General features: G+C 70.1%; 2 protein-coding genes. Both read right to left on the bottom strand.

From position 1 onward, the window contains the following. Positions 1 to 826: FecCD family ABC transporter permease (locus tag OOT08_RS10895; RefSeq protein WP_325092666.1), on the bottom strand; the 826-nt coding region annotated here is incomplete at its 3' end. Next, positions 823 to 1,944 carry a heme/hemin ABC transporter substrate-binding protein gene (locus OOT08_RS10890; protein ID WP_325092665.1) on the bottom strand — a complete coding sequence of 374 codons (1,122 nt, stop codon included), beginning with the start codon at positions 1,942 to 1,944 and terminating at the stop codon, positions 823 to 825. The genes OOT08_RS10895 and OOT08_RS10890, both read right to left, overlap by 4 nt. Between the last annotated feature and the right edge of the window lie 317 nt (positions 1,945 to 2,261).

Genomic DNA, 2,261 nt, shown 5'->3' with positions numbered 1-2,261 from the left:
TGCGGAGCACCTCGACGTTGACCCCGAGGTGCCGGGCGCTCTTCTCCCCGAGGGAGAGCAGGTCGAGCCGCCGGGCCAGGAAGAAGGCGATCACGATCCCCACCGCAATCAGCGGCAAGATAATACTCACCTGTTCCCAGCGCGCCCCGTTGAGGCTGCCGAGTTGCCAGAACACGATCTGTTCCCGGGACTGCGCGTCGCCGAGGAAGGTCATGAAGGCGAGCCCCGCGCCCGTGAAGGCGTTGATCGCGATGCCGGTGAGCACGAGCGTCACGATCTCGGTTTTGCCCCCCGCCCGGCTCATCGCGTAGACGAGGAGCACAGAGACGAGGCCCGTCGCGAAGGCGACCACCGCGATCGTCCACTCGCCGAAGACGGTCAGGTTGAACACGATCGTCGCCGAGGCGCCGAGGGCGGCGCCGGAGGAGACGCCGACCACGCCGGGCTCCGCCAGAGGGTTGCCGAAGATCGCCTGCATGAGCAGACCGGCTGCGGCGAGCGCCGCTCCGATGATCACGGCCATCGCGACCCTCGGGAAGCGGATGTTCCAGAGCGCGCTGTCGCCGTTGCTGTGGCTCGGGGCCGGGAGCCAGTCGATGCCGAGGCGGCGGAGCACGGAGCCGAGCACCTCGTCCGGGGGGACCCCGAGCTGCCCGGTGCCGGCGGAGACGAGCACGAGCACGATGAGCGCGATCGAGAGTCCCCCGAAGAGGAAGGTGCGGCGCAGGCCTTGCCGGCCCGGGGCCTGCGGGTGCTGCGGCGCTGGGCCGCCTGCGCTCGGGCGGGACGGGGCCTGGACGGCCTGGGGGGCGGGGGCGATGCTCATTTCCAGCCGCTCGATTCCGGTGCGTAGATGGCGCGCGCCAGGGCGTCGACGACGGCGGCGCTGCGGGGACCGAAGCTCAGCACTTCGTAGTCGCTCATGTCGACGATGCGGCGGTTTTCCCCGGCGCGGGTCTCGGCGACGGCGGGGATGCGCTCCAGGAGCCCGTCGACGCCGCCCACGGATTCGAGGCCCTTGGTCATCATCAGGATCAGGTCGGGGTCCGCGTCGACGAGCGCTTCGGCGGTCATCGGGCGCATCCCGGCCCAGCCGATCTCGGTGGCCACGTCGATGCCGCCGAGCATTTCGATGAGGGAGTCGGTGCCCGAGCCCTCCCCGAAGATGTAGTAGATGCCCGCGTTGCCGCGCACGTAGAGGAAGAGGATGCGCGGGCGGTCGGCGAGATCTGCTGGCGCGATCTTCTCGATGTCCGCGGCGATGCGATCCAGATCGCTCTGGACCCGCTCGGCGAGGAGGCGGCCCGCTTCGGGAACCCCGAGGGCCTCGGCGACCGCGGTGATGATGTCGGCGGTGTTTTCGAGGCTCCGCTCCGGGGTGAGCACCACCACGGGAATCCCGGACTCCCGCAGTTGCAGGATGACGTCCCAGGGGCCGATGGAGGAGTCCGTGAGGATGACGGTGGGCTCCAGCCCAAGGATGCCCTCGCCGCTCAGCTCGTGCCCGTTCTGGGTGACGAGGGGCAGGTCGGCGGCCTCGGCGAAGCCGGTCGAGGTGTCCCGCCCGACCACGCGATCGCCCAGCCCGAGCCCGAAGACGGTCGCGGCGAGCGAGCCGTTGAGGTCCAGGGCCAGGATCCGGCTGGTGTCGGTCACCGTCACCTCGGTGTCCTGGTTGTCGGTGACGGTGACGGGCAGGCTGGATTCGGCCCGCTCAACGACGGGCGCGACGCTGTCGGTGACGAGGCAGGCGCTGGACTCCCCCTGCCAGTCCTTTGGCTGGTCCAGGGTCTCCAGCTCGGTGAGGGCGCGGTCGGCTCCGAGGCAGGCGTCGTTGGTGCCCGCGGCGGAGCCGGGGGGTGCCGAGCAGGCGCTGAGCGCCAGCACCAGGCCGGTCAGGACGAGGGCGAGAACCCGGCTGCGGGCCGGGGGCGGAGCTGTCATCGAAGGGGTTCCTCTGGTCGATGGGTGAGACGGAAGGGGTGGCCGGGGCGCACCGCTCGGCGGCCGGATGGGATGGGGCCCTCGGGGAAAACCGCATCATCGGATCCTGGTTAGGTAAGGCTCCCTTAAGCTAGCATAGGCTTGCCTCATTAAGGGTAGCCTTAACTTACCTCGCCGCGGAGCATTCCTCGCGGGCCCTCCCTCCCCGTCGCGCACCGTGTGCGCGATCATTCCCGGACACACAGGAGAAACACGTGCACAGAACAGCACCGCCCCGCGGCGGCATGACGCCGCCCCCCGGCGGCAAAAAGAGCATT

Origin of the sequence: Leucobacter sp. M11 (assembly GCF_035726885.1) — a bacterium.
Taxonomy (GTDB): Bacteria; Actinomycetota; Actinomycetes; order Actinomycetales; family Microbacteriaceae; genus JAPFRB01.
The sequence above is the reverse complement of the archived record's forward strand: the minus strand, read 5'-3'. Positions and strand labels throughout refer to the sequence as shown.

Excerpts from the sequence above, each read along its gene's own strand:
- OOT08_RS10890 (WP_325092665.1), bottom strand. The coding sequence starts at position 1,944 with ATGACAGCTCCGCCCCCGGCCCGCAGCCGGGTTCTCGCCCTCGTCCTG.